Annotated in this window: 19 protein-coding genes; 8 read left to right on the top strand and 11 right to left on the bottom strand. The window is 35.6% G+C overall.

Features of this window, described 5'->3' with window-relative positions; all coding sequences use genetic code 11:
* Window positions 1-301: 301 nt before the first annotated feature.
* The 3 genes from H4J56_RS18685 to H4J56_RS18675 all read left to right on the top strand — a co-directional run bounded on the left by H4J56_RS18685 (window position 302) and on the right by H4J56_RS18675 (window position 2259).
* Window positions 302-1276, top strand: coding sequence for a methylenetetrahydrofolate reductase (locus tag H4J56_RS18685; RefSeq protein WP_404842436.1), 975 nt, complete (start codon window positions 302-304; stop codon window positions 1274-1276).
* A gap of 73 nt (window positions 1277-1349) precedes the next feature.
* A complete protein-coding gene (locus tag H4J56_RS18680; protein ID WP_182242987.1) occupies window positions 1350-2054 on the top strand; it encodes an ABC transporter substrate-binding protein in 705 nt (234 codons plus the stop codon).
* A gap of 16 nt (window positions 2055-2070) precedes the next feature.
* Window positions 2071-2259: a hypothetical protein gene (locus tag H4J56_RS18675; RefSeq protein ID WP_259366450.1), complete on the top strand. Its 189-nt coding sequence runs from the start codon at window positions 2071-2073 to the stop codon at window positions 2257-2259.
* Here the strand turns inward: H4J56_RS18675 and H4J56_RS18670 are convergent, their stop codons facing one another.
* From H4J56_RS18670 to H4J56_RS18660, 3 genes are read right to left on the bottom strand one after another with little or no spacing between them, the layout of a single operon-like run.
* Window positions 2260-2598 (bottom strand): HopJ type III effector protein, encoded by a 339-nt coding sequence (locus H4J56_RS18670; RefSeq protein ID WP_182222109.1) that lies wholly within the window; start codon window positions 2596-2598, stop codon window positions 2260-2262. It abuts the gene before it with no gap.
* 28 nt (window positions 2599-2626) lie between these two features.
* The gene (locus H4J56_RS18665) at window positions 2627-3766 is read right to left on the bottom strand and encodes an RNA polymerase sigma factor (RefSeq protein WP_182242985.1); all 1140 of its coding nucleotides are present in this window, start codon (window positions 3764-3766) and stop codon (window positions 2627-2629) included.
* Between the two features lies 1 nt (window position 3767).
* Window positions 3768-4643 (bottom strand): alpha/beta fold hydrolase, encoded by an 876-nt coding sequence (locus H4J56_RS18660; protein ID WP_182242983.1) that lies wholly within the window; start codon window positions 4641-4643, stop codon window positions 3768-3770.
* Between the two features lie 197 nt (window positions 4644-4840).
* Here H4J56_RS18660 and H4J56_RS18655 point away from each other — a divergent pair, with 197 nt between their 5' ends.
* Complete coding sequence (locus tag H4J56_RS18655; protein WP_182222105.1) at window positions 4841-5080, top strand: hypothetical protein; 240 nt, start codon at window positions 4841-4843, stop codon at window positions 5078-5080.
* A 260-nt stretch (window positions 5081-5340) separates the two neighbouring features.
* Here the strand turns inward: H4J56_RS18655 and H4J56_RS18650 are convergent, their stop codons facing one another.
* From H4J56_RS18650 to H4J56_RS18625, 6 genes are all read right to left on the bottom strand, one after another.
* The gene (locus H4J56_RS18650) at window positions 5341-6258 is read right to left on the bottom strand and encodes an ABC transporter permease (RefSeq protein ID WP_182242981.1); all 918 of its coding nucleotides are present in this window, start codon (window positions 6256-6258) and stop codon (window positions 5341-5343) included.
* On the bottom strand, window positions 6255-7115 hold the full coding sequence (locus H4J56_RS18645) for an ABC transporter ATP-binding protein (RefSeq protein ID WP_182259758.1): 861 nt from the start codon (window positions 7113-7115) through the stop codon (window positions 6255-6257). Before H4J56_RS18645 ends, H4J56_RS18650 begins: the two co-directional genes overlap by 4 nt.
* Window positions 7112-7468 (bottom strand): GntR family transcriptional regulator, encoded by a 357-nt coding sequence (locus H4J56_RS18640; protein ID WP_182218583.1) that lies wholly within the window; start codon window positions 7466-7468, stop codon window positions 7112-7114. The genes H4J56_RS18645 and H4J56_RS18640 overlap by 4 nt, the downstream gene beginning before the upstream one ends.
* Window positions 7469-7719: 251 nt before the next feature.
* The gene (locus H4J56_RS18635) at window positions 7720-8109 is read right to left on the bottom strand and encodes an acyl-CoA thioesterase (RefSeq protein ID WP_070376128.1); all 390 of its coding nucleotides are present in this window, start codon (window positions 8107-8109) and stop codon (window positions 7720-7722) included.
* A 135-nt stretch (window positions 8110-8244) separates the two neighbouring features.
* Window positions 8245-9729 (bottom strand): VCBS repeat-containing protein, encoded by a 1485-nt coding sequence (locus H4J56_RS18630; RefSeq protein ID WP_182259757.1) that lies wholly within the window; start codon window positions 9727-9729, stop codon window positions 8245-8247.
* A 536-nt stretch (window positions 9730-10265) separates the two neighbouring features.
* Window positions 10266-11150 (bottom strand): alpha/beta fold hydrolase, encoded by an 885-nt coding sequence (locus H4J56_RS18625; protein WP_182259756.1) that lies wholly within the window; start codon window positions 11148-11150, stop codon window positions 10266-10268.
* A gap of 294 nt (window positions 11151-11444) precedes the next feature.
* Here H4J56_RS18625 and H4J56_RS18620 point away from each other — a divergent pair, with 294 nt between their 5' ends.
* On the top strand, window positions 11445-13895 hold the full coding sequence (locus H4J56_RS18620; RefSeq protein ID WP_182259755.1) for a DUF748 domain-containing protein: 2451 nt from the start codon (window positions 11445-11447) through the stop codon (window positions 13893-13895).
* 170 nt (window positions 13896-14065) lie between these two features.
* Here the strand turns inward: H4J56_RS18620 and H4J56_RS18615 are convergent, their stop codons facing one another.
* On the bottom strand, window positions 14066-14707 hold the full coding sequence (locus H4J56_RS18615; protein ID WP_070376125.1) for a LiaF domain-containing protein: 642 nt from the start codon (window positions 14705-14707) through the stop codon (window positions 14066-14068).
* A gap of 185 nt (window positions 14708-14892) precedes the next feature.
* A complete protein-coding gene (locus H4J56_RS18610; protein WP_182242973.1) occupies window positions 14893-15666 on the bottom strand; it encodes an ABC transporter substrate-binding protein in 774 nt (257 codons plus the stop codon).
* A 154-nt stretch (window positions 15667-15820) separates the two neighbouring features.
* Here H4J56_RS18610 and H4J56_RS18605 point away from each other — a divergent pair, with 154 nt between their 5' ends.
* From H4J56_RS18605 to H4J56_RS18595, 3 genes are all read left to right on the top strand, one after another.
* The gene (locus tag H4J56_RS18605; protein ID WP_070376123.1) at window positions 15821-16138 is read left to right on the top strand and encodes a DUF2956 domain-containing protein; all 318 of its coding nucleotides are present in this window, start codon (window positions 15821-15823) and stop codon (window positions 16136-16138) included.
* Between the two features lie 223 nt (window positions 16139-16361).
* On the top strand, window positions 16362-18233 hold the full coding sequence (locus H4J56_RS18600; RefSeq protein WP_070376122.1) for a GNAT family N-acetyltransferase: 1872 nt from the start codon (window positions 16362-16364) through the stop codon (window positions 18231-18233).
* A partial coding sequence (locus tag H4J56_RS18595; protein WP_182259754.1) for a histone deacetylase family protein occupies window positions 18230-19170 on the top strand: 941 nt, incomplete at its 3' end. The genes H4J56_RS18600 and H4J56_RS18595, both read left to right, overlap by 4 nt.

Genomic DNA, 19170 nt, shown 5'->3' with positions numbered 1-19170 from the left:
TTTAGTTTTTTTAGTTTTTTTATATACAGCAATAACTTGTTGAGTTCTATTGCCAACACTGTACAGCTAATTAAATATAGAGCTAACCTATCATTACGAAGTATTACGTCAACTCTTTTTGTAAACTATTTGTAAATTATTAATGATAACTTTGATAAAAAATAACTAAAATAAAAATGATTAATGCCATTTTTATTTTTTATTAACAATAAAATATAAATATCACAAAGATTTTTAGTGGCTAAAAAGGTATTATCATGACATCAGTTTTATCAAATTTACGGTATAGAATAAAGTGAACATAGGATCAGAATTAAGAGCTCGCTATAACGATAATACACGCGGCGTCTATTTTATTGGCACAACACCTCCTAAAAGTGATACACCAGCAGAGCAAATTGAAATTATTGCTAATAAGCTGCTTGAACGTGTCAGTGATATCGATTTTGATGGTTTGATTGTTTATGATATACAAGACGAAAATTCGCGTACCAATGTACCGCGTCCTTTTCCTTTTAAATCAACATTAGATCCCCGTTATTATTCATCATTACTGCAGAATCAATCTCAACGACCCGTGATCACTTATAAAAGTGTTATTCAGTCAAATAACGATGATTTTGATCAATGGGCAAATGAAGCTTGGCACACATATGGCATTCGTGACGTTGTTCTTGTTGGTAGCCCTTCGCAAAAAAACACGATTTCATTGCCACTTGCCAGTGCTTATAAAACCTTAGTTGATAATAAAAATGATTTCTTTATCGGTGGGATCACCATTGCAGAACGTCATGCAAATAAAGGTAATGAACATACTCGGTTGATAGAAAAACATCAACAGGGCTGCAATTTCTTTATTTCTCAAGCTATCTATAATCCACAAGCCACTATAGATATGTTGACGCGCTATGCGATTGAATGTCAGCAGCAAGGATTAAAGCCTCAGCGGATAATTTTAACATTTTCACCTTGTGGCAGTAAAAAAACACTCGAATTTATTGAATGGTTAGGTGTTAGTGTTCCTGAAGCGACTAGTTTACGTATTCTTAATGCGGAAAAACCACTATATGAATCTATTCGCATCTGTTTAAATACTTTACAACAAATACTCGATGCTGTTTTACCCTACGATTTACCATTAGGGTTAAATATTGAGAGTTTAACCAACCGTAAAGAAGAAATTGATGGCTCAATTTTATTATACAAATTACTGCGTTCAACCATGGAAAACTACTTGTCCAAACAAGAGCTCGAGCGATTAATTCATCAGAAGTAATAATTTAAGCACAAGCTATTATTTTTGTTATAATTGAGACAGAAGAAAACCGAAACAACGAGTCTTTTATAGCATGAAGTGGATTTGTATTTTATTGTTTATCAGTTTAAGCGCTCAAGCAGAAACGATAAGGGTGGCACTCTCCTTCGATGGAAAGCCTCCTTATTCATTTGGTGAACAAGAGCATCGCGGTATTTATGTCGAAGTGTTTCAAGAGATATTTAAACTAACCCCTTATCAATTAGAGTTTGTTTATCTCTCTTCTGCACGAGTACGTTCTAGCTTTACCGACGGTAAAGTCGATATCGAATGTTGTCCTATTGGCGCGTGGCGAGCAAACGAAACGGCTATTTCTATCTATAGCCAACCGCTATTTAAAACTGAAGACGTTTATGTATTTCCGAAAGGAAAATTAAGAAATATAGGTCCGTTAGCAGATGAAACCATTGCAACGATCAACGGATTTGGCTACGCTTTTGATACCGTTTTCACCCGTTATGATGTTGAAAGTGAACTGAAATTATTAAAACTTATTGAAGGTAATAGGTTACCAGTCGGCATTGTCGATAGAACCATAGTTAACTACCTGAGTAGAAGTCATCAGTTAACCGTTGTCATAGGTCAAGTTCATGAACATTCCCTACGCCCGTTACGTATACATAAATCTAAAGCGCATATCGTGCCGATCATAAACCAAGCTATTAATAGCTTAATAAATAATAGAAAAATAAGTGCTATAGTCAGTAAATATACCAGCACGTTAAAAGAAGAAAATTAAGCCATTGAAATTAATTATGAAAACAGCGTTTGATAATTTAAGAAACAATCCGCTCCATCAATACCAAAGCGACACTAATGGCGAAAAACAAGTCGTAAAAGTTTATTTTGGTGAGTCACTTATCGCCAAAATGATCAAACTAAAAAAATCTGTTCGATATTTTGGCGTAAAAGGTTACGAACAATACCTAATAGAAGAGGCATAATTACGAAAGCGCAACACCAAAAAAATTAATACCTTGCCAGCCCTGCTTAATGAAGTTTCTAATATTTCCGTGATCTGTCCCCGCAGAATTCAACATAACATCCTCGCGGTAATAATGACCAAAACACGCCAATGTTGCTTCTTTAGATAGCCCCTGTAATTGTGCAAAAGCAAAAATTTTACATGAACCTTCATTCGTGCCTGACAGATTAGTTAATTCACCATTTTCAAATGCACATGGCTGATAATGGTAATTAGCAGAAATAACCGCCATCACTTCATTAAATTCAATCAGTTCTGGGGTAGCATTTACCTTTTCAAGTAATTCATTTAATTGCATAGTGTTCCTATTTAAATCTATATTTTTATTACCAAAAAGTCGCAAAACGGCCGCTATTGTATAAACCAACAAGTAAACCTGAACCACCCCCCAAGAAGCCCATTATCAAGCCGAACTGGCACCATAACTTATCTTTTTTTGATTGCTTAATCAAATCAGTGTCACTTAATTCTGTTGTAGCAATCGAAAGCCCCACGAGTGTGTTCACTTGTTGAGTTGAACGATAAATAAAATAAAATAATGTTATAAAACATAAACAAGGCATCCCCCAACCTTCTGTGAATTCATAACTTAACGTGAAAAAAATACCACTGAGGAACAATTGAAAAGCTGTTTTATTACGTAACACCTTAAGCTGAGCTTTTTGTTTTTCATCTACCATCTTTTCAATGACTTTGGACATACCAATATAACTTGCCACCATACCGAGTAAAGCGCCGATCATTGCGCCTCCTAAAGCCAATAGTACTTTTACTAACCAATGGCTTTGACTACTCACAATACTTTTCGTGACAACAGCTGCAGCAACAGGTGAACTCACTGAAAGTCCTGATAAAACTAACGCCGTAAAACCTAACGGGCTCGTTGATAAAATAACTTTGCCATAACGTGCTAAGACTTGTTCTTTTATTAATGCTCGTACGCGGCTTAAACGTTTTCTAACCGTCGCTTCGTTTAAACCTAATAGCAGAGCTACACACTGGCTACTTTGCTGCTCTCTGTAATATAACAAAACAATTTCTCGACTCTCGTCGGGTAGCTCTGCTAATAGCGTTTGAATTAAAGTATTTTGTTCTTCGCGCAGTAAACTTGCATCGCCCGAATGACTTGGGTCAACAAGTGTGGCAAGTAAAATATCGGTTTCATCACCTTTTACGTTACGGTTAACCTTTTCGTCTCTTATATGATTTAACGCGGTGTAACGGGTGATTTGTCGAACCCAAGGTAAAAAGCTTATATTCTCTTTAAGTTGGTTGATTTCTCGCCATACTTTAATGAAAACTTTTTGGCTCACATCTTCACTGCTATCGAGATCTTTGGTAATAGCTAAAGCAATAGCGCCTACGGTATTTGTTAGTTGTTCAATTAAACGGGTAAAGGCGAGTTGATCCCCCGATTTTGCTAGTGCGATATCAGGAAGTAATTGTTGCTCATCAGTAAATAGCATTTTATAACACTCCCTGTAAGAATATATCTGTTTGTGCCATTAACCATTTATTATCATCCCACATAATAAAATGTCGAGCATCAATGTTGGTAATTAAATGGGCATTAGGCACATTTTCTATTTGTTGTTGATATAACACGGTAGCAAATCGTCGAGATTCTTCATCGGTAAATGCACCTTGCGCAGCAATAAGCAGTAAGGGCGTTTTCACTTGCTTTAATGGCTCTCGTAAATCATTGAGTAATAAAAAATGCAAAGCTGAAGCCACTGTTTTTTGATCAGACACTTTTGCCATAGCAATAACCGCTTGCTGATTTTCTATTGATGTGGCTTGAATAGCAATGGTTTGTTTAGTCATATCAGCCATTTGCTGAGTCGTTGCTTGTTGATACATACTTCGAATGTAGTCAGCTTGTCGTTGCATATCTTTTGGTATAGTCGCAGCTGTTTTTGTAAATATTGGCGCAATATAAGGTAAGCCGTCGACCGCAATAATGGCAGAAAATAGTGCCTCATTTTTTATCGCTAAACTATAAGATAAAAAAGCCCCTAAGCTATGCCCTATTAATACTGATTTTTGTAATTGATGTTTTTGTATGTAGCTCAATAATTCAGATTTTACCGCGGGTATAATATTATCTGCACTAGGGCATGGGGCTGTCGTTGCAAATCCTGCAATACTCACCGTATGCACCTGATAATTTTTTGCTAGATATTCTTCACTTTTCTGCCAAACCTCGCCGTTACTCATTAGTCCTGGAATTAAAATTATCGGTTGTCCTTCACCGTGCACCTCAACACTAATGCAACTTTCAGCTTTGGTATTCAGGCTTATCGAAATCACGAGTACGGTTAATATTATATGTACTATATTCATCATTTTTCCTTGTTGTAATCGATAGGAAGACAGAAACTTCCTATTTCATTACCAAGACACCATCACTTTTTATTTCGTGACATTTTTTTAAATTAACTTTCGAAACCTCATGTAACATTTGTAATTAATTTGGCTATAGAGTGAATAAGATAACTTTGCTAAGCTAATTCATATTGAACAAAGAAGAGAAATAAAGCATGAAGATATTTCAAAATAAAGAAGTGCAAGGTTTGTGCTTATGTCTTGCCGTAATGGGGTTAACCTATACACTGTTATTAATGGTTTTAATTTTATTTACGGGTATTAAGTTATATAAAACAGTGATTATTGTTATCACGCTTTCAAGTATACTTTTTACACTAGGGCTCAATAAGCAGGTTAAAAATCGCTTAAAGCTACAAGTTGAAGGTTTTTTTGCAAAAATAGTTACCGCTTAATTTATCTTTATCACGCTATAGTATCAACTATAGCGTATCTAGTTTTCAGCAAGAATAACCGACTCCTTACCTGTTCACACATTAATAATTTATTCTGCTACATTCAGAATAGAACTGCCTCAAGTATATTTAACAACAAATAATAACTCATCTTTATTCTGGTTAATTAATTTAACCCATAAAAAAAACTGCATCATTCACATATTGAATATGTTGGTGATGCAGATTTAAATAATAAAGATTAATGTTCTGTAATTGAGTTACACCTCAGCTTTATTCTTTCTTAACCAATATGTGCCATAAAGTAATGAAATACCCACTAATACACTTCCTATATTTAATTTAGTAATAAGTGCTTGCAATGGTACCGTTCTGGCAAAATTTTCTTGCCCTTGTACAGATTCAACAAATTGTGATGAAAGTGAGAAATACTCAAGTAATAAGCCACCTATATAGAATTGCGATAAATGGAAGTAGTGCACGACAAAGCCTTCCACTAATAAAACAACGGCGACAGGTAATATTGCCCATAAAAATGGTGCTTTCTTCGCATACATAGACGCTAACATTAACCATGCAAACAAAGGTAACATCCAAATAGCAAGAGGGATAAGGTGTAACCAAATAAGTGATACTCCACTTAAAATATCAGCTTCAACCCACAATGCCCATAAGCTAGCATCGTAACCAACCGACAATATAATGCAAACTAAAAACGCTAACAAAAGAATCAAGCACAAAGTAGCGGTTGCGGCTCCTAAAAATATAGCTGGAATTGCCAAGGCTCCGGTAATTAATTTGGCAATAATTGCTGTGACATCAGAAACAGGTAACGAGCGCCAAAACATAATAGATAAATCTCTGCGTTCATCAAATAGACATACAGTAAAATAATAAAGCTGAATGATTAACGCCACCACTAAAAAGGGTGCAAATAAAGAAAGAGCCATTACAAAGAATAACTTAGGAATCATTGGTGCATGCTCAGCAGAAAAAAACTGTTCAGGGAATGTCGTTAAAAACTGAAATAAGTCACTAAAACTTTCATTACTTTGCATAAAAATAGCGAGAGGCATCACGATGACCAAAGCAGCGATAACCATGGGCACCCATTTTAGAATATTGCTAAATTCCCATAATTCTTTTTTAATTGAAGTTGTTAATACTTTCGTGTTCATGAACATATCTCCTTGGTCATCACGCCAACAAAAATGTCAGCTAAACTCGGTACGCTTATTTTACCCAACGTTTGTAAGTCCTCATTTTTTTGATTGTCAAAAAGCATGGTCGTTAACCCCATTAAACTATTTGAAAAGAGCGGTTTAAATTGCTTTGCTTGCTCGATATTGTCCTGAGTTACGGTTAACAATGTAAAACGTTCACGAATATTTTCAGTGCTTTCAGCTATAACAATTTTACCTTCTTGAATAAAGGCAACATCCGTTAAAATATGCTCAATTTCTTCAATCTGATGCGTAGTTATAAGAATACATTTATCTTCCGTATAAAAATCCTCTAATAAGTGCGTATAAAACTGTCTACGGGTTAAAATATCTAACCCCAACGTTGGTTCATCTAAAACAAGCACTTTAGCGTCTATAGCTAACACTAAAGATAAATGTAACTGAGTAACCATTCCTTTAGACAAAGCCTTCACTTTATCATTCATATCGATATTAGTTTTTGCCAGAAATGTACGTGCTTTTTCAATATCGAAATTAGGATGAACATCATTCATGTAGCTTAATGCTTGAGTAACTTTTAACCATTTGGGCAATATAGCGACATCTGAAATATAGGCGACATCGTTAAGCATCTTTTCACGGTCTTTTCTTGGATGATGGCCAAGAACATTAATATCACCTTCAAAATCAATTAAACCTAGCATCGATTGAAGACATGTGGTTTTACCCGCACCATTAGGACCAACTAAACCAACAATTTGTCCTTTATGAATACTTAAGCTCACATCAGACACAACATGTTTCTTACCGTAAGATTTGTTTAAGCCTGTTATAGAAATCAATTCATTCATAACTTATCTCCTGTTAGCAACTGCTCAGCAGAAAGTTTTAATCGCGTTATTTGTTTTAATATTTCTGGCCATTGCTGAACCAAGAAAGTTTCGCGCTCTCGATCAAGCATTAGCTCTTGCGCTCCTGATTTAACAAATAAACCTTTTCCACGCTGTTTTTCTACAACTTGTTCATCCTGTAACATTTGATACGCCTTAGAAATAGTAATTGGATTCACTTGATATTCTGCAGCCACTTTTCGGACTGATGGCAATGCTTCGCCTTCTTTGATATAACCATCGAGAATACGAGCAACAACTTGCTGGTATAACTGTAGGTATATCGGTTTTTCATTATCCCACTGAGGTGTCATAATATTTCCTAACGGTAGTTATGCTTAAGTTCTGTTATTTATGTTTAAATAAAAACAATATAGGTGTTATACACCACCAACACACTAACACACAAGAAAAATATCTAGATAAAATAATCTACATATGTAAATAAATATTTCAAAATGATTCTTTAGCGGAGTAAAATCAATAAAAAAACTAAAAAAATCAACAGGAAATGTTGATTTTTTATGACAGGGATATTTTTGATGAGAATCTAAACTGGCGTGATTTATTCGGCTTCTTGAGCTTGTAAAGCTAGTAAGGTTTTTCCATGTGGGATAGGTGCTTTAGTTTCAGGGTCGACTTGTACAAAGACAATATCATCAGCTAAACAGATGGTCTTTTTAGTAATTTTATTACGCATTAAACAAGTGATTGTTATTGACGTTTTCCCCACACTTTTGGTTGATAATCCAAACTCAACTACATCACCCTGCACGGCTGGTGATTCAAAATTTATCGCACCAATATGTTTAGTCACTAAACAGTTAGTCTCTAATTGACAAATAGCAAAAATAGCAGCCTCTTCATCAATCCAGGCTAATGCGCGGCCACCAAAAAGTGAGTTTGCATAGTTTAAATCATTAGGAAGAACCAATCTACGGGATAAAAAGCGCATAATGTGACCTTAAAAATTGTCATGATGTTATTCATAGCACCATGACATTGCTAAAAAAGAGGGAAGGCTTTTGATTTGCTTGCAGCAAAGAACATCGGCATTCACCCGTGATAGTATAGCGAACTTTAGTGTTAATTAACTCGCTGATAACCATAATGTCAGTTTATTTTCGCCCACTTCTTTCTCTTCATCTTCATCTTCATCATAGTGGGTGCCATATAAAAAGAGGATGTCTGCTTTACCATCATTATTAAAATCTTTAATTTCAGTGCGGACACTTTTAGGTAAGGAAATTTCATAATCAGCGCCACGTTTAGCAAATAAACGTTTGCCTTTAGCCCCCGAGTAGATGGTAAATTCTTTATCATCAGTTTTAAGGATCAAGTCATTAATGCCATCACCATTAAAGTCGCTAACATCGGTTAGTGCCTCACCGTCACTGCCAGAATTAATTGCTATTTCAACTTCATTTTCATAAACAGGCTTTTTTACATACTTACCGTTTTTTTCCAACTTATAGAAGCGTAAATCCATATCTATAGCACCAGACATTGCCGACATCATAGTACCTATGCCCATTTCAACACTTAAGGTGTAATAATCTTTCAAGCCATCACCATCAACATCTTTAAACTTTATCATACCTTCACCATCAAAAGTCGCATGACCATCAGCTTCCTTTTTGTACTGCATCAGACCATTTTCTATGAACCCATAACGTATCATCAGGTGATTAGTTCTAGACATCATGCCTTCTCGTACTGACTCTTTGGTGACAATATCAACGAGCCCATCACCATTTATATCTTCAATGGTTTCAAGCTTTACAGAAGCACTTTTTTCACCTTGCTGTTTTTTTATCTTAGAATTCTTATTTTCTAAATGTGCATTTAAGTTAATAACCATGGGATTATGATCAAATAACTGAGTAGGTGTTTGAGCAAAGACCATCAATTGATCATCAATTTGGAAGGCGATATCTTTTTTGTCATCGTGATTAAAGTCAGCATGGTAAAAATTTTGTGGGGTAAATGACAGACCACGCCCTGACTTTTCAATACGAGGTGATATAGCAAAGGATTGCTGAGTAAATGCTCCCGTAGCGTTTTGCAAATATATATGAGTTGTATCTAAACTATGAGTAATAAAATCGCTTAGGCCATCCTGATTAAAATCGTGGACAAAATCACCAAAGTTTACGTCAAAAATGCCTTGGTACTTGTATAAGGTATCAACGTCTATCAATTTACTGATGGTTTTATCTTCTAGATTGTAAGACATCACCGCATTAGTTGTTAAGTAAACAATCACTTCGCCTACTTGCTTCGCCAATGTTGCTTGATTAAAGAACTGTGCGTTTTCTGGAATATCAATAATCTGTGCTTGTTCAACTAATCCACTCTCACTGATACGGGGATAATAACTAAAGCGGTTATCATCATGAATAAGTAGATCAACATCACCATCTTTCTCATTTAGATACAGCAACTTCCCTGTTATTTTGTGCTGCGAGCTTTGCTGAGATTTATTAAAATTTAATTTATTAGCTTTTGCTAGAAGTAGAGGAGAAGCTAAAGTCGTTAATAATAAAACCATCGTTATTGTTGCTATCTTTGACATAATAATCCTTTGGTGTCTGATTTATTGCTAGCCTTTATCCCCACCTAAGTGAACACAAAGATATTGAACTAATATTGATTACAAATAATTAACATAGTTCAAATTTAATAGCATTATCCTCTAATACCAAGTAATAAATGGTAACAATGGCTGTTTTTACAAAGTTGAGCTGCCTGACCTATCATTTAATAAGGATGAGTTGTGCTTGTCGTTATGTTGATTTTATCTTTTACTAGGGTTATTAAACAAAGTATTTATCTAGGATTAATCCTAGATAGATAAATACCTACAACAAGGTTATTCATTGATAACACCTTCATGTTTACGCATCACATCATTTTATGTTGTCGGTAGGAAGGTTAGAGGAATAGCTTTTACCCTTGCAGCATTCAGTAAAGGCGATTGCAGCAACTTTTTAAGTACTAAAGTATAGGCTAAATATCTACACTGAATTAATAACATTATTGACTTAATAAGGTATCGGATAAAAGGTTATCTGTATAACCACTTAAAAAACGCCCTAACGGTTCGGTAAGTCATTGAGACTTCAACCATTTTACTAACTGTGGATAGTGATCAATTCTAGCATTAGGATGAGTGAGGATATTAATGTGATCGTAATTTTGCATATTCCCTGAAGATTTTGACAACAAAGTAAATTTCGCTTTCGGATTATATTCTTGAATGAAAATATTTACATCGCTAGCATGTCCTAACACTTTATCTTTACTACCAGTAAAGTGCCATGTTGGGGGCCAATCAATTGACTTAGCTGCTTGAAAGTAATCAAAACCATCTGTCGTATCATGCCAAGCACTTTTTTTAACCCAAGCGACGCTATCGGCTAACGATTGTTCGGTTTCATTATCAGAGCCAATACCATGCTTTTTAGCATCTAAAAATCCTTTGTTCCTTGCCAATTTAGGGGCGATATTATTCCAAACAATATCCACTTTAAACATTTTTTCTAAACTTTTTACCGTCACCATGCGCTTGGTACCAAAACAAGTTTTACTACGAATACGTTCAATTATTTTAGGAAATCTGGCCAACGTACTCGCCAATAAAATCCCTCCCCAGGAATGTGCAACAAGATGAATTTTTTGTTGTGTGACTTGAAAAATGTAATTTATAAAATGTGGAATATCTTCAGTGATCGCTTCAAATTGACCATGTACAGCATGTTTATCAATACGAGGCGTGCTTTCACCACGGCCACGTAAATCGGCGACATAAACATCAAAGCCCTGCTCTGCTAAGTAGCATGCTAGACCTTTACCTTTTTTAGTATAAAAAATAAGGCCATTTTCAATAGCACCATGTAACATAAAAATAGGCGTACCGCCCTTTTGTTGCCAAATATGCCTTAAATGAAGTTGATGATCTCCATGAGATAAAAATAAAGATTCTTGATTTGTCATAGGATTATTAAAATATTCGTGAATAGAAGAAAACAAAGGTCAGACCAGTTAACAATCAGCATACGGTGTTGGATACTGTTGAGCAACAAAAATAACTTAAGACTTGGATTACTGGCAAGATCCCAACCATAAGACTAGACAGTCGATAAAAAAGTCAATAACCTACTCACATTTACAATATTATTGCCGTTAAGCATCATTTGTGTAACAGAACATGATACAAAAGTATTAAACATCCGCTTCATTTAATGAATAATAATTTTAATAACAACTGCTCCCTAAATTAGGAAAACTATGTCTTCTTCGATAAAAACCTTAGCTAAAGTAATTAAGTTTATCGGCTTATTTATTATTGCTCTTTTGCTAATTATCTGGCTCTCTTCACCATTTGTTAGTCGACATTACCTAACTAAATACCTTAATGAGCAGCAGCTCACCCTAGCTGATAAAACAACCATACGTTATAACCCTTTTTGGTCGAATTTAAATATACGAGAACTAGAGATAGTCAGCGTAGAAAATAGCGATAAGCCCCTTATATCGTTAAAGTCTTTAAACGTTACGGTGAGTTTATTTAAACTATTAACTGATACTTTGTATGTTTCAGAGTTTGCTATTGATGGCTTATATCTAGATGTTAATTTAAATGGTGAGGCACCGGTTATTGGTGGCTTTGTTATTGCCAATAATTCAAACGATACTAAAACATCCGTCGAAACACCTACAGCACAAACAACAGATTTAGCAAAAAATCCAAATAATGAGGTCGCCAATAATTATCAAGTTTCATTACCCTACTTTAGCCTTTCCAATGCTATTTTTAATCTAGGTATTGAACAAAGCCAACAAGAATTTATCATTAATTCACTTGTTATAAAAAATGCACTTGCCTCGACAAAAACACAACAAGCAGAGCTTGTACTTAATGCTTTAATTAATAAGGCCCCTTTGTTTTTAAAATTAAATGCCGATTTCACTTCAGAGCAGCGTAAAATAAGCTCTGAAATAACCTTGTCTGAATTAGCACTCACCCCATTACAGCCGCTGTTAACCGCTAATAGCCCCGAGCAAGAACCACTAACAATGCAGGGTTCTATCAGTCTTAATAGCAAGCAGTCAATTTCTCTGTCGACTGCTGTCACCGACATTAACGTTGAAACCTTTGAGTTAAAAACAACTGACTTTAAAGCGACACAAAAAAACAAAACGCTTGCTCTTAATATTTTTCCGCTAACTTTAGAAAACTTTTCTATTGCGCTTGTTAATGAACAAGCGCCTAAAATAACCGGCACCGCTTCATTAAACATTAAAGATTTAAAGGCCTATGAAGGTGAAGGCGCGCAACTATTAGCTAAAGTATCAGCAATAAAACTTGATGATATTGCGGTGACTACAACAGAGTCATTAATAACTGCTAATATCAAAAATCTGATTATTGAGCAAAGTCTATTTGCTGAAAATACCGCAGATGATTTTCCCCCTTTAGCCCAATTCAAAAACCTAAGTATTAATGATGTAACTGTCTCTCAGCAAGGTCTATTCATCGATACGATTAACCTATTAGGTTTAACTATTGATACCAACTTAGACGAAGAAAAAAATATTACTGGCTTACCCACTTCACCAAAAGATCAACCGCCGGTTGCCGAGCCGCTAGCCAAAACAATTAATTCACCAAAAACCATTGAGGGTGAAGCAGAAAGCGAAGAAAGCTTATTTTTATTGTCACTTAATTCTTTTTCATTTGGTGATAGCGCCGGTATTACTTTTATTGATCGCAGCACAAGTCCTTATTACAAAAGAGCATTTAACATCACAACGTTTAACGCTGGCCCTTTTGATAACCAAAAGCCACAGCAAGAAAGTAATTTTATCTTAACCGGTAACAGTGATAAATACGCCAATTTCAACTTATCTGCCGTTGCTAAACCTTTTAGTAAAAAAGATTATTATAAATTGAATGGTTTCTTCAAAGAGGTCAGCTTGCCTTCATTATCGACTTATATTGCGCAAGCACTTAACTACGAACTTAAAAGCGGTCAGCTTGATGTCGATCTAGATGTAACCGTTGATGATAAAAAAATTGCTGGCAAGACCAAGTTATTTTTAAGAGGTGTGGAGCTAGGTGCAGCAAACGATCATGAAACAGGCACAGTGAAAAGCCAAACATCGATACCTTTTAACATTGCCTTAGGGATGTTAAAAGATGGTGATGGCAACGTAGAGCTAGATATTCCGTTGAAAGGTAGCACTGATGATCCTTCTTTTGGCATGAGTGGTTTTATTAATTTACTGGTAAAAAAAGCAACGATGTCTGCTGCTAAAGAATATTTGATCACTACCTTTGTGCCTTACGCCAATGTAGTTACTGTTGCTATGTCTGCGGGTGATTACTTATTAAAAGTTCGTTTTAATGATTTAAACTTTCCAATAAAAGAAACACAATTAACGGCTCAGCAAAGCCAATTTTTGGCTCAATTTTCAGCCCTGATGACAGATAAGCTCGATACACAATTAACCTTGTGTGCTATTGCAACACCAGAAGACATTGATAAACCGTTAGGGACTAAGATTACCGACATAGATGATATAAAACAATTGGCTGAAATTTCTGGGCAGCGCCTTGAGGCTTTTAAAGATTATATGGTAAAAGAGCACGGCATCGCCTCTTCTAGGCTGTTACTTTGCTCACCAAAAATAGACTCTACTAAGGGTGCTAAACCAAGAATTACCTTTACAGACTAACTATTTTATTAGCGAATAAAAAAACGCTGACACGTAATGTGTCAGCGTTTTTATTTATCTATTAGGAGATTATCGCAAGTGCCTTTATTAAACGTTTCTCTACCAAAATTAAATTTACTTTCCTTGAAGAATAAAGCCGTTAATTTAACGTTGAAATAACATCATCTAGGCTAATAAAATATATCTTTTAACCCATTAGCAAAAGCGGTAAAACGTTCTTTTAAGGTACGTTTCAGCTTGATATCTAGTGCACCAAATAAAACTAAACCTTCAACATATATTGTTGGTGCATCAATATAATCAGTTGATGGCGCTTTATTGTCAATGCCACCAAAAATACAAAAAGCTTTCGAAACAACTTTAACATTTTCAGGTACGAATATATCAATTCCGCCAAACAAACAAAAAACTTTCACCGTAACTTCACGCTGAGTAAAAATAGCCTCACTAAAGTCAATATCACAACCACCAAAGACACTTATTGATTTAATTTCTTTAGCGACTCGCCATTCACCACTGCGGCCACTTCCGCTAAAGATATTAATAAGTAAATCACTGTCATCTGTTGGCGTTGAAGAATAATTAAAGCGAAAGTCTTCTTTTTTCTTCTCGATATATTCTTCGTCAACTTTTAAGTCTAAATCAGCAACAAGTGAAACAAGGTCTTCATTAGATTCAAAAGCCATTGCTTGATCTAATCGCCTTTCAAAAGCTTCATGTGAAAGTTCACCGTGACTATAGTTCATCACTAATTGGTCAACCACCTCTTCTCTTACTTTGTCGGTAGGTCTATCTGCAATGTTAACGGCCATATTATTATTCCTTTAAACAGTTAAAATATTATTAAAATGAAAGCAATAAACAGACCATTAATAATAATGTTAAATTACAACACCCTACATATCCACGGTAATAAATAGACAGATAAAACATGATGATTTAGTATTTTTAACCAATATCCATGTAATTCAGCCAACCCATCAAGCAATAACAAGGTTTATTCTTTACAGTCATGGTCAAAATTTGGTGCTAACTCATCATAGGATATATTAAGTCTATTTATCAAATCGGAGGAGGTATTAAGGCTACTCGCTAAATATAAATTACGCGTTAAGTAATCAATAGGAAAAATAGGTTCTATCTTGTCCGCATAGGGTGAATTGCTTTCAATGAGCGATGCAAAGTATGTTGATGAGAGAACGACCAACTCAACACGGTCGAAGGCTAACATTTGAATAAAATTATCGTTATTATATGAAATGGATAGATTTTTTTCAGGTTCAAAACCTAGTCTTAATAAATACTCGGCTGAAGCTTGCCCTTTTTGTGCAGCAATAAGATAATTTTTTGCTTCTGCTAATGAATTAACTTGAATATCAGGCCTAGTTTTTAAGCGATAAAATGAAAATTCTATCGAACATAATGGTGCTACCCACCGAAATAAAGACTCCCTCTCTTGTGTCCTTAAAAGCGAAAATATAAAAATATTGGGTTGCGTTAACGCTAGTTGATAAGCCCGTGCCCACGGATATATCTTTATCTGATAATCAATAGAGGAATGATGAAAGAGCAATTTTACTTTATCAGCAGACAGCCCACTAAGCTCACCATTTTCATTGATAACTTGGTAAGGTGGATAAATTTCAGATACAACCTGAATGCCAGGTGACTCCTGCTTGAAGGTTTTCACTTGATTTTCATTAGATGCGTAACTATCGACATTAATAAAGATAAGTAAGACAAGTAATTCTCTTTTAAATAATAAGGTCATACAATTAAAAAATCTTCATTCAAAGTTCAACAAATACCTTCGCTGGCATACGCACGGTTTATCACTTTTTAAAAGTTAAGATAAGCCTTGCTCAACAGGTGAGGTTCTTATAGATTCATCTTTATGATATTAATATTAGACGATAATAAATAAAATGTTAGATAAACACTCTCCTGAAGTACAAGAACAAGCAATAAAAATAGCTAAAAGCATACAAAAGCCTAAACAAACGAAGGAGCAGACTAAACTTATTGCCCAAGGTATTGAGAAAGGTATTGCTGAATATAAGAAGCAGCAGAGTAAAAAATCTCGCATACGTGATAAGGCCAAAAAATCATTACTGAGAGAAAAGAACAATCAAGAAAAAAGCACTGAAGCTTGCCCTCAAGAGATACCACCTAAAAGGGCACTTTACTTACCTTGGTTGCTTTTAGTCATCAGCTGGATTGGTTTTATTCTTTTCAGTCAATGATAAATAAATTGATTACTTTTATAACCAAAAAGTGTCTATCTCAATGTTAAAACCCTTTAATTTTTATTTAAGTATAAACAACAAAATATTCACACGTTAAGACTAAGGTATAAGACCATAGACAATAACGTTACGTTATACTCAATTGCCTTGATTTTAATCAATAAAGCCTTTAGCTGTTGCGGCATACTTTATTTATCATCATTAATGAGAGTCACTTACTATGTCATTATTCGACCAAGATAAGAAAACAGTAAAATGGGAACAATTCTTAAAATCAGGTAATCGCATTTTCATTGGCTCTAATGCCGCTGTACCAAACGCCTTAATCGACGATTTAATTGCCAACAGTGCAAAATTGCATGACATTGAAACAGTTCATATATTAACGCTTTCAGATAATAAGTGGGCAACACCTGAGCACAAAGATTTATTCAAAGTAAATGCGCTATTTATTGGTGGTAAAAATATTCGCGAAGCCATCGCCGAAGGCAGAGCTGACTATACACCGAGCTTTATTTCTGATATTCCCCGTTTATTTCGTGAAAATGTTTTACCACTTGATGCGGCATTAATTATGGTTAGTCCGCCAGATGAATATGGTTATTGTTCACTTGGCGTGAGCGTAGACATAGTGTCGTCGGCAGTAAAATCAGCAAAATATGTTATTGCACAAATCAATTCAAAAATGCCACGAACGAATGGACATAGTTTTGTTCATGTTAATCAAATTCATGCTTGGTTAGAGGCAGATCAAACTCTTCCTGTTTTAGCACAACCGAGTATTGACCGAGTGGCAGAGCAAGTAGGTCAATATGTTTCTATGCTCATTGAAGATGGCTCAACCCTGCAAATAGGTATAGGAAAAATTCCTGAAGCGGTCTTACGCTATTTAGCGAACCATAAAGATTTAGGTATTCATAGTGAGATGATCTCTGATGGCGTAATCGACTTAATACGTTCGGGTGTTATTAACAACCGTAAAAAGACCTTCCACAAAGGAAAAGCCGTGTTAACTTTTTGTATGGGAACGCAGCGACTCTACGATTTTGTTGATGGTAACCCCCATGTTGAATTCTATCCTTCAGAGCATGTTAACTCTCCGGTAAATATTGCTAAAAATGATAATATGGTTTCTATTAATAGCGCTATAGAAGTAGATTTGACTGGTCAGGTCGTTTCAGATTCTATTGGTTATCAATTTTATAGTGGTATTGGTGGTCAAGTCGATTTTGTACGTGGCGCGTCATTGAGTAAAGGTGGTAAACCCATTATTGCGCTGCCCTCGACAACAAAAGATGGAAAAACCTCTCGTATTGTTGCCCATATTACCGAAGGTGGTGGTGTGGTCACTTCTCGCGGTCATGTCTCTTATGTTGTTACTGAATATGGTATTGCTTCATTATTAGGGAAAAGTATCCGTGAACGGGCATTAGAACTTATTCGTATTGCTCATCCAAAATTTCGCGAGCAACTTTTAAAAGATGTCAGGAAAAACTATTGGGTGCCAGAATATCAAGAGAGCTCGCCAACCTCAGTACCTGAATTAGGCGAAATAGAACTCAAAAAATTTACCTTTGAAGACATTAATTATTATTTACGCCCCTTAGCTCCCGCTGACGAACGTCGTTTACAGGAGTTTTTCTATTCGCATACCAAAGAAACCTTGATCATGCGTTATAACCATCATGCCACACAAATGACCCGTGAAAACGCTTGTAAGTTAGTCAGTGTCGACCAACATAAAGATTTAGCCTTGTGCTTTACTCAGCGCACTAATTTAGCTGATGTTATCCATGCCGTTGGTCGCTACTACTTCATCGAAAGTCATAATTGTGGTGAAGTAGCTTTCGTTATCAGCGAGCATAAACGTGGTAAAGGAATGGCAAAAACCTTATTAGATGAAATAATAAAAATTGCTACCCTACGTAAGCTAGACAAGCTCATTGCCTGTGTAAGACGAGATAATGCGCCAATGTTAAAGGTCTTTGAAAAAGCAGGATTTCTTCGAAAATATTCTGAAGAGATGGACGAACTCAATTTAGAATTACAATTAACAGCATCAACAATAGCAGAAATAGAGGAACAATCATGACAGTAGGTGTAATTGGTCATCATAAATGTAATGGGCACAGTATGGGGGATTATCATCCAGAAAGCCCAAAAAGACTGGGGGCGATTCAAGATCAGTTGATCCGCAGTGGCCTTGAATATGTTATCCGCCAATATGATGCTACACCTATCGACCGAGATCTCATTTCACTTGCTCACGATGACAAGTATATCCAATATATTTTTGATAATGCTCCAAAAAAAAGCGATCAAGATGCCATTTTTCGCCTTGATGATGATACCAGCATGAATGCTGATACCTTACCAGCTGCCTTATTATCGGCTGGTGCAGCGATTAATGCCGTTGATTTAGTGATGGATAAAACCTTAACGGCCGCTTTTTGTGCTACGCGCCCTCCTGGGCATCATGCTGAATATGATAAAGGTATGGGGTTTTGTTTTTTTAATAATATTGCTATCGCAGCCGCTTACGCAAAGAAAAAATATAAACTAGAACGTGTCGCGATCGTAGATTTTGACGTACATCATGGTAATGGCACCGAAGATATTATTAAAAGAGCCACCGCTAATGGCAAAGAACAAGGTTACTTATTTTGTTCAAGCTACCAGTACCCTTTTTATCCTTTTGAAATGCAAGAAAGTGATACGCCACCTATTATCAACACCCCCTTACCTGCCACTTGCAAAGGCCCTGAGTTTAGATCGGCGATAAGTAAGCATTGGTTGCCGGCTTTAGAGAAATTTAAACCGCAAATTATTTTCATTTCTGCTGGTTTTGACGCTCATATCGAAGATGAAATGTCGCAAATTAGCCTGACTGAGTGTGATTACCGTTGGGTAACGGATGAACTTAAGACCATTGCTGATAAGTACAGTGAAGGTCGAATAATATCAATGCTTGAAGGGGGCTATGCTTTAAGTGCTTTAGGACGAAGTGTCGTTGAACATATGAAAGGTTT

It is taken from the genome of Colwellia sp. BRX8-4 (genome assembly GCF_014077345.1).
Lineage (GTDB): Bacteria > Pseudomonadota > Gammaproteobacteria > Enterobacterales > Alteromonadaceae > Colwellia_A.
Note: the sequence above shows the minus strand (reverse complement) of the source record. Positions and strands in the feature narration are given on the sequence as shown.

Excerpts from the sequence above, each read along its gene's own strand:
- H4J56_RS18680 (WP_182242987.1), top strand. The coding sequence starts at position 1,350 with ATGAAGTGGATTTGTATTTTATTGTTTATCAGTTTAAGCGCTCAAGCA.
- H4J56_RS18675 (WP_259366450.1), top strand. The coding sequence starts at position 2,071 with ATGAAAACAGCGTTTGATAATTTAAGAAACAATCCGCTCCATCAATAC.
- H4J56_RS18670 (WP_182222109.1), bottom strand. The coding sequence starts at position 2,598 with ATGCAATTAAATGAATTACTTGAAAAGGTAAATGCTACCCCAGAACTG.
- H4J56_RS18665 (WP_182242985.1), bottom strand. The coding sequence starts at position 3,766 with ATGCTATTTACTGATGAGCAACAATTACTTCCTGATATCGCACTAGCA.
- H4J56_RS18660 (WP_182242983.1), bottom strand. The coding sequence starts at position 4,643 with ATGAATATAGTACATATAATATTAACCGTACTCGTGATTTCGATAAGC.
- H4J56_RS18655 (WP_182222105.1), top strand. The coding sequence starts at position 4,841 with ATGAAGATATTTCAAAATAAAGAAGTGCAAGGTTTGTGCTTATGTCTT.
- H4J56_RS18650 (WP_182242981.1), bottom strand. The coding sequence starts at position 6,258 with ATGAACACGAAAGTATTAACAACTTCAATTAAAAAAGAATTATGGGAA.
- H4J56_RS18645 (WP_182259758.1), bottom strand. The coding sequence starts at position 7,115 with ATGAATGAATTGATTTCTATAACAGGCTTAAACAAATCTTACGGTAAG.
- H4J56_RS18640 (WP_182218583.1), bottom strand. The coding sequence starts at position 7,468 with ATGACACCTCAGTGGGATAATGAAAAACCGATATACCTACAGTTATAC.
- H4J56_RS18635 (WP_070376128.1), bottom strand. The coding sequence starts at position 8,109 with ATGCGCTTTTTATCCCGTAGATTGGTTCTTCCTAATGATTTAAACTAT.
- H4J56_RS18630 (WP_182259757.1), bottom strand. The coding sequence starts at position 9,729 with ATGTCAAAGATAGCAACAATAACGATGGTTTTATTATTAACGACTTTA.
- H4J56_RS18625 (WP_182259756.1), bottom strand. The coding sequence starts at position 11,150 with ATGACAAATCAAGAATCTTTATTTTTATCTCATGGAGATCATCAACTT.
- H4J56_RS18620 (WP_182259755.1), top strand. The coding sequence starts at position 11,445 with ATGTCTTCTTCGATAAAAACCTTAGCTAAAGTAATTAAGTTTATCGGC.
- H4J56_RS18615 (WP_070376125.1), bottom strand. The coding sequence starts at position 14,707 with ATGGCCGTTAACATTGCAGATAGACCTACCGACAAAGTAAGAGAAGAG.
- H4J56_RS18610 (WP_182242973.1), bottom strand. The coding sequence starts at position 15,666 with ATGACCTTATTATTTAAAAGAGAATTACTTGTCTTACTTATCTTTATT.
- H4J56_RS18605 (WP_070376123.1), top strand. The coding sequence starts at position 15,821 with ATGTTAGATAAACACTCTCCTGAAGTACAAGAACAAGCAATAAAAATA.
- H4J56_RS18600 (WP_070376122.1), top strand. The coding sequence starts at position 16,362 with ATGTCATTATTCGACCAAGATAAGAAAACAGTAAAATGGGAACAATTC.